This window comes from Terrisporobacter sp. (assembly GCF_017888745.1).
In the GTDB taxonomy this organism is placed as follows: Bacteria; Bacillota; Clostridia; order Peptostreptococcales; family Peptostreptococcaceae; genus Terrisporobacter.
In genome coordinates, this window is the sequence record NZ_JAGHFM010000019.1 from 1 (window position 1) to 7,003 (window position 7,003).

Consider the following 7,003-nt stretch of genomic DNA (forward strand, 5'->3'; position numbering starts at 1 on the left):
GGATATGAAGGTGGTAAAAAATCTTTTATAGCAACCTTAATAGGTGATAATAGCAGCAAACGTAAACCTTATTCAGAATTATTTTTCAATAAAGATTTCAATACTCACCTTGAACCTAGCACTTCTGGTGAATATTTTGAACCACTTGAAATGTTGAGACTAGCTCCATCTGCGCTTAACAAACAGCCTTGGAGAGTATTAAAAGAAGATAATAATATACATTTTTATCTTAATAGTACTAAAGGCTTGACTAAAATTGATATAGGGATTGGTCTTTGCCATTTCCACTTATCCTCGATTGAAAATAATATAAATGGTGAATTTGTGTCACTTGATTCTATGGAAAATATCCAAGAAAATAACTTTAATTATGTTATATCTTGGATTAAAAAATAATATTAAGGAGTGAATATAAATGTTTGAAGTAAATAAAAATAAATGTATTGCTTGTAAACAATGTATTAAAGATTGTCCTGTTGGTGTCATTTCTTTAAAAGAAGGAAAAGCAGACATTAATAATGATGGCTGTATTAAGTGTAGCCACTGTATTGCAATCTGTCCAGTAGAAGCAGTTTCAACAGATGATTATAATATGGATGAAGTAATCCATTATGATAAAGATACTTTTACTGTAGATGCTGATAATCTTTTAAACTTTATAAAATTTAGAAGAAGTGTTAGAAAATTTAAAAATAAAGAAGTAGAGAAAGAAAAAATATCAAAAATAATTGATGCTGGAAGATTCACTCAAACTTCTACTAACAGCCAAGATGTATCTTATGTAGTAGTTAGAGAAAAACTAGGTGAATTAAGAGATTTAGCTTATGAAAGTTTAAAAGATAAAGGAGAAGCAATACTTGCCAACTTGACACCTGAAACAGAATATTTAAAAAGATATGCTAATATGTGGGTATCTAGCTACAACAAATATAAAGAAGATTCAGCAAATAATGATAGATTATTCTTTAATGCTCCACTTGCCATATTTGTTATTTCACCAACTCCAATAAACGGTGGATTAGCTTCTTCAAATATGGAACTTATGGTTGATGCTTTAGGGCTTGGGACATTCTTTAGTGGATTTTTATTAAGGGCTGCTCAAGGTAATAAGAAAATATTAGATTTACTTGGACTAGAAGATAGTAATCAAATAATATCTTGCTTGGTAATTGGTTATCCTGATGTCAAATATCAAAGAACTGTTCCTAGAAAAGATGCTAATATTACTTGGATATAAGTTATTTCTATACTATAAATAAACCAAGGGTGTGACATTTTTGACACACCCTTTTCTACTAGAGATACCTAAATATTCATTATATAATCTCTATATTTTTTAGTATATTAAATTTTTCTAAATTAGTCATTTCAATATTAACAGGTGTTATAGATATATAACCTTCGTTCACACAAACTATATCACTATCTTTATCCTGATCCAACTCTTTGATAGTACCGCCTATCCAATAGTATTTTTGACCAAAAGGACTTACCCTTTCTTCCATTACATTGTCATATTTTCTTTCACCTAATTTAGTAATTTTGCTTCCTTTAACCTCTGTATTAGGAATATTTACATTTAATATACAATCATTTAGTAAGTCTAATTTGTCCTTTAAATTATTTATTATAGATTTTACATGTTTAGCAGCTTCTTTATATACTTCTCTTTTTATATTAAACTCATTATATGATACTGCAATTGATGGCTTATTTAAAACAAATCCTTCTATTGCTGCTGATACTGTTCCAGAATATATAACATCTGTTCCTAAGTTTGGTCCATTATTTATACCACTTAATACTAAATCTATATTTGTATCTTTAAATATCCCTTCTATTCCAACTTTGACACAATCTGCTGGTGTACCTGAGATAGAATAGGCTTCTATATTATCGGCTATATATACATTTTTTACCATGATAGGATCATGTATCGTTATTGAGTGTCCTGTAGCACTTCTTTGACTATCTGGTGCTACCACATATACATTTGCAATAGTTGATATTTCTTTTGCCAACTCTATAATCCCATCTGCTGTTATTCCATCATCATTAGTTATCAGTATATTCATATAATCCCTCCTTTATTGTTATATATTTATTTTTCCATAAGAATTATTTCTTATCAATTTATTTATAATATTAAAATCATATGTATATAATATCATAATTATTAACTGTTTAATTTATCTCAATTTATGAGTAGACTTATACATTTTATAAAAAACAGGTATATAAAGTATGAATGATATAAGCAAAACACTACCACATATTATTATCAATAAGTTAGCAGTATCAACTTCTAATTTTGGAATAAATATTAAAGTAAACATTATTATATATAAAACAGCTGTACAAACCTTTCCAAACCACATAGCTCCATCTAGTTTTTTACCCCTGTTAAGCATTATAATACCCATAATTGCCATAAATCCTTCTTTTATGATAAATAATACTAATATATATTTCATAAGTTCAAATCTATTGAAAAGACATATTACTAGAGCTAATTGTGTTAGTTTATCTGCTAAAGGATCTATAAATTTCCCAAGTTCAGTTATCATATTATAATTTCTAGCCACATATCCGTCCAATAAGTCTGTTATTCCTGATATACATACTATGATACCCGCTATGTAATAATCTCTTACACTAGTTGCATTATAGTATATCCATAAAAAAATAGGTATTAACATTATACGAAAATATCCCATCATATTAGGTATTGAAAAAACTTCTTTCTTTAAATTTTTCATATTTACTCCTTTATAATTCTCCCCTTAAATTTATATAATATTATTTATGCTTCTATTTACTTTAGTACAATTATAAATTATTTATCTTTGTATTTACAATTTACAATATCGTAAGAATTAAGTCTATTAAAACCAATATAAAAAGTAGTTACTAAATTTTTATATCGAGTAACTACTTCAATAATTTATTATAATATTTTTAATTCATATAAAACCAATTTACTTTATTCAATTAAATCTTCATTTTTATTATTCCTTCAACGATAAAGTATTTCATTTTAATTAAACTCATTATTATAATATCTATAAGTATTTAGTTATTATTTTTATTAAGTCTAAAGATATATTAATAATTAATAATACAATTACTATTTTTTGAAGCCTATGTAATTTTTCTTTATTTTCATGTTCAAACAATTCATTTTCAATTTCTTCTAATCTATTTTCTTGCTCTTGTAGTTTATCCTCGTACTCTTTTAATTTTTTTTCATATTCTTCTACTTTATTTTCCTTCATTGTGTCTACTCCCAATTAATATTTTATTCCATTATAACAACTATAAAAAATTTATACAACCAAAGTCATTCTTTACTTTTATAAGTAAGATATCATTGCTTTATTCCAATAGAATTAAGATTATACTTCAAATAATAAACTCATTTAAAATATAAAAAGTGTACATAATAATGATAATAATCTTCACAATGAAAATCTCATATTAGTACACTCTTTTTTATTTATTGACTAATCTAGTTTATAAATTTTTTCCGTTAGATTTTATAACTTCTTGATACCAGAAATAACTATCTTTCTTTATTCTTCTTAAATCTTTAAAATCATGGTCTTCTCTATTTATATAAACAAACCCATATCTCTTTTTAAATCCTTGGTGAGAACTTAGTAAGTCTATTACTGACCATGGGCAATACCCCATTAATTCAACACCATCTTCAATTCCTTTTCTACAAGCATCTATATGATCTCTTAAGTAGTTAATTCTATAATCATCATGAACTCTTTCATCTTCTGTTAAAACATCTGCTGTTCCAAGTCCATTTTCTGTAATTATTAGCGGAAGATGATATCTCCTATAGTACTCATTTAAAGCTATTCTCATACCTACAGGATCTATTTGCGCTCCATATTCAGTAGCTTTTAGATTAGGATTTTTTTCTATTTTGAAATATCCATATAAATCATAATCTATTTCATTTTCACCACGGCTACCCCTTGGATTTTCCTCAGTCGCTTCAACATGTCTAGCACATAATGTACGATAGTAATTAAATGCTATAAAATCCATTTTTGCTTTCTTTAAAATTTCTTTATCTTCCTCAGGCATATGAGGTAGTATATCAAGTTCTTTTAAATAATTCATGTAGTATACTGGATATTCTCCATTAAAATGCATATCTAATAAATAATTAGTTTTGAAGTTATCATTTAATTTAGCTGCCCATACATCTTCTGGTTTATTTGAGTATGGATAAGTTACTGTAGCTGATATTGATGGTCCTATTTTGCCATCTTCTACCATTTCATGACAAGCATTAACTGCAAGTGCATGAGCTAGAGACATGTGATAATCCATTTGGGCTCTCATTTTTTCCACTTCATAAGCATCATCTACATATATATTCATACGTTCTTTTACACGCATCATTAGGTTTTGTTCGTTGTGTGGTTGCCAATACTTTACTCTATCACCAAAGTTTTCGAAACATATTTTTGCATATCTTTCAAAAGCAAAAGCACAGTCTCTACTTTCCCAACCATTGTATTTTTCAACCAATGCGTATGGTAAGTCAAAGTGATATAGTGTAACAAATGGAGTTATGTTGCACTCTATAAGATAATCTATAACTTTATTATAAAAATCTATTCCTGCTTGATTTATTTCTCCATCACCATCTGGTATGATTCTTGCCCATGATAATGAGAATCTATAAGTTTTTAAACCTAATTCTTTCATTAAATCTATATCTTCTTTCCAATGATGATAAAAATCACTGGCTACTTTACTATCTGCTTGTATATCTGATTTTTTAAATGAATTAAAATCAGCTACAGTTTTTCCTTTTCCATCTTCATCCCATCCACCTTCTATTTGAAAGGCTGATGAAGAAGCTCCCCATAAAAAATCTTTTGGAAATATACTTGTCATATTTCTACCTCCTAATGTCATTTTATACTATATTACATTATTCTATTTATATTAAGCTGCTATTTCAACTTCTGATTTAGATTTTTCTTCTTTAATATCTTCAAATCCAACTATATAAGTAAGTATAGCTGATCCGAAGAATGCTATGGCAATTCCTATTAAGTAAGATAAGAATCCTTTAACTCCTGCCTCAGCATATACCGGAATTGTAAGTAAACCTTGGTTTGCGAAAGCTATACCAAATGCTCCTCCATATCCCATCACTGCACCACCTATGGCACCACATATAACTGCACATATCATAGGTTTTTTTAGACGTAAGTTAGCTCCATATATGGCTGGCTCTGTTATACCAAATAAAGCTGTTATACTTCCAGATAAAGCAACTGTTTTTAAAGATTTATTCTTAGATTTTAAGAATACTCCCATAGCTGCCCCTGCTTGAGAGAAATTGGCTGCTCCTGCAAATGCTAATAAATTTTGACGTCCAGTCATTGCCACATCATTTATTGCTATAGGTATTATTGCTTTATGTGCTCCAAATATAACAAGTACACACCAAAGTCCACCTATAAATGCACCACAAAGAATTGGACTAAAGCTCATAAGTTGTTGATATAATAAGTTTACTCCATTACCTATGTAAATTCCAATAGGACCAAATAATAAAAGTGTTGCTGGTACCATTATTAATAATGTGAATGTAGGAACCATTATAGTTTTTATTACTTCTGGCATAACTTTATTTAAAAATCTTTCAACATAAGATAATACCCATACTGAAATTATTATTGGTATTACTGATGATGTATAGGTTGCTTTTGTAACAGCTATCCCAAATAGAGATATAGTTCTTTCTTCTGCCATTAAAGCTACTATTCCTGGATAGCAAAGTGCTGCTCCTAGTACCATTGATATTATTTCACTAGCTTTAAATACTTTCGCTGCTGTGAAAGCTAGTATTATTGGAAAGAAATAAAAGACTGCATCTGATGCTGCATTAAATATTACATATGTATCATTAGTTTTAATATCTACACCATGCTTATTCATGTAATACATAGATAAAACTGCAAGTATACCTTTTATCATTCCTGAACCAGCTAGAGCAGGTACTACAGGTGCAAATATTTTTGACATAGTTGAAAGTGCTTTATTAAATAAATTACCTATTTTATTTTTAGAATCATATGATTGATTGTCTTTTTTTACACTTTTATCAGCTTCATTATTTGATTTATTTGAATTATTTTGTAATTCATTTGATGAGTCTTTATTATTCATCAATACTACAAGCTCTTTATAAACCTTATCTACAGTACTTCCTATAACTACTTGTAACTGATCCATACTTTCTTGTACTGTTAGAACACCTTCTATTTTTTGAAGATTTTCCTTATTTACTTTATTGTTATCTATTAGTGTAAACCTTAGTCTAGTGTAGCAATGTATTACTTCTTTTATATTTTCCACATTACCAACATTAACTAAGATTTCCTTAGCTATTTTGTTGAAATTCATTGATGTCCTCCTAATTTATATTTTGAATTCTTTTAAACTGTTATTTCCTTATTACCCATATATTATATAAAATAATCATTTCAATAGATTTTAATTTATTATTTTATATATAAGCAAAATATAATTTCATTACAACTAAAAAATTCGCTTCGCTCATATCGCCAACAACTATGTCCGTTGCTCAAAATTCGCTTCGCTTAAGCCACTGCGTGGGCGCTCCACTTCATATCGCCAGCGACTTCGTCCGTTGCTCAAATTTATCAGTTGGAATTATAAATTATCCACAATTCAGATAATTTATAATCCCTTAAAATATAAAAAAGGATCATATTAAATAGAAAATCCTATTTTTATATGACCCTTTTAGTGAAATTTTAATTCTAATGATAAAAATTCTATTATTTAATTTTGATTATAAATTGTTAAATGTAATATTATGTTTGAATTGTAATCTTATTTTTTGAATTTTAAATATCAACTTAATTATTTGCAAATATAAAAAACAACTTTGATTTAATTAAAATTTCACATTTTATATACAATAGCCTAAGCTATAGTA

7 protein-coding genes are annotated in these 7,003 nt (G+C 27.7%); 2 read left to right on the forward strand and 5 right to left on the reverse strand.

Going from position 1 to position 7,003, the window contains the following annotated elements; translation table 11 throughout:
- On the forward strand, positions 1 to 396 hold a 396-nt coding region (locus tag J7G74_RS00640), incomplete at its 5' end, for a nitroreductase family protein (protein WP_297130425.1).
- Positions 397 to 415: 19 nt separating this feature from the next.
- A complete protein-coding gene (locus J7G74_RS00645) occupies positions 416 to 1,237 on the forward strand; it encodes a nitroreductase family protein (protein ID WP_297130428.1) in 822 nt (273 codons plus the stop codon).
- Between the two features lie 79 nt (positions 1,238 to 1,316).
- Here J7G74_RS00645 and surE read toward each other — a convergent pair whose 3' ends face one another.
- From surE to J7G74_RS00670, 5 genes are all read right to left on the reverse strand, one after another.
- The gene (gene surE, locus J7G74_RS00650) at positions 1,317 to 2,075 is read right to left on the reverse strand and encodes a 5'/3'-nucleotidase SurE (protein WP_297130432.1); all 759 of its coding nucleotides are present in this window, start codon (positions 2,073 to 2,075) and stop codon (positions 1,317 to 1,319) included.
- Between the two features lie 114 nt (positions 2,076 to 2,189).
- The gene (locus J7G74_RS00655) at positions 2,190 to 2,759 is read right to left on the reverse strand and encodes a CDP-alcohol phosphatidyltransferase family protein (RefSeq protein ID WP_297130435.1); all 570 of its coding nucleotides are present in this window, start codon (positions 2,757 to 2,759) and stop codon (positions 2,190 to 2,192) included.
- 303 nt (positions 2,760 to 3,062) lie between these two features.
- Complete coding sequence (locus J7G74_RS00660) at positions 3,063 to 3,275, reverse strand: hypothetical protein (protein WP_297130438.1); 213 nt, start codon at positions 3,273 to 3,275, stop codon at positions 3,063 to 3,065.
- 238 nt (positions 3,276 to 3,513) lie between these two features.
- Positions 3,514 to 4,923, reverse strand: coding sequence for a glycoside hydrolase family 1 protein (locus tag J7G74_RS00665; RefSeq protein WP_297130441.1), 1,410 nt, complete (start codon positions 4,921 to 4,923; stop codon positions 3,514 to 3,516).
- 51 nt (positions 4,924 to 4,974) lie between these two features.
- Entirely contained in the window at positions 4,975 to 6,444 is a 1,470-nt protein-coding gene (locus J7G74_RS00670; protein WP_297130444.1) for a PTS transporter subunit EIIC, read from the reverse strand.
- Between the last annotated feature and the right edge of the window lie 559 nt (positions 6,445 to 7,003).

Bases quoted from the DNA above. Each gene is read 5' to 3' on its own strand.
- J7G74_RS00645 (WP_297130428.1), top strand. From the start codon at position 416: ATGTTTGAAGTAAATAAAAATAAATGTATTGCTTGTAAACAATGTATT.
- surE (WP_297130432.1), bottom strand. From the start codon at position 2,075: ATGAATATACTGATAACTAATGATGATGGAATAACAGCAGATGGGATT.
- J7G74_RS00655 (WP_297130435.1), bottom strand. From the start codon at position 2,759: ATGAAAAATTTAAAGAAAGAAGTTTTTTCAATACCTAATATGATGGGA.
- J7G74_RS00660 (WP_297130438.1), bottom strand. From the start codon at position 3,275: ATGAAGGAAAATAAAGTAGAAGAATATGAAAAAAAATTAAAAGAGTAC.
- J7G74_RS00665 (WP_297130441.1), bottom strand. From the start codon at position 4,923: ATGACAAGTATATTTCCAAAAGATTTTTTATGGGGAGCTTCTTCATCA.
- J7G74_RS00670 (WP_297130444.1), bottom strand. From the start codon at position 6,444: ATGAATTTCAACAAAATAGCTAAGGAAATCTTAGTTAATGTTGGTAAT.